General features: G+C 59.0%; 1 protein-coding gene. It reads right to left on the minus strand.

The window, feature by feature from the left end; genetic code table 11:
• Positions 1-172: 172 nt before the first annotated feature.
• Entirely contained in the window at positions 173-610 is a 438-nt protein-coding gene (locus ACW7G5_RS14790) for an HIT family protein (RefSeq protein WP_457005781.1), read from the minus strand.
• Between the last annotated feature and the right edge of the window lie 136 nt (positions 611-746).

Genomic DNA, 746 nt, shown 5'->3' on the forward strand with positions numbered 1-746 from the left:
CCAAGCAACAGACCAAGACGGCAGCGCCTATGCAGTAGGCGCCACGCCAGAGTCTACGGTGACGAACATGGCACGGAGAGGCTTCCATCACTTGGGGCTCCAATGATCTCTCACTGCCGCCTAACACTTGAATTAAGCCGCGCCGCGAAGCGGTGTCGGCTTGAATGATTTGTTAGGCCGCGCTACCGGATAGTAGGTGCGACCGTATGGATGCTGCCAATGCGTCGAGCGTTGCACGATCTGGCGATCTTGGCGGCGACGGATAAACCTCCAGAAGCCGGTCGAATTGCGAGCGCGGGTGAACATGGAAGTGAAGATGCGGCACCTCTTGGCCCGCCGCCTCCCCGTTGGAGTTCCACACGCTTATGCCCTGACAGGAAAGCGCATTGGACAGGGCACGAGTGACGTCAACCACAGCCGCCATCAGGGCCGCTCCAGTCTCACCATCAAGTTCGCGGATGTCCGACAAGTGAGCTTTTGGCACCACCAAGACGTGGCCGGGGTGGAACTGTCGTGTGTCGATGAAGGCCACGGTAAGTGCGTCCTCTCTCACGAAGCTGGCCGGCGCGTCCTTGGCGATGATTTCGCAAAAAATGCATCCGTTCGCCATAGCTCTCTCCGAGCGGCCTAACACTTGAATTAAGCCGCGCCGCGAAGCGGCGTCGGCTTGAATGAACTGTTAGGCGGCATCTGCGTGGTACTACGACCGCCAACATTGAAGAGCATAAAGCGCACCCGCCGCATGA

This window comes from Luteimonas sp. A501 (assembly GCF_054052085.1).

Coding starts and splice junctions, on each gene's coding strand:
- ACW7G5_RS14790 (WP_457005781.1), bottom strand. CDS start 610: ATGGCGAACGGATGCATTTTTTGCGAAATCATCGCCAAGGACGCGCCG.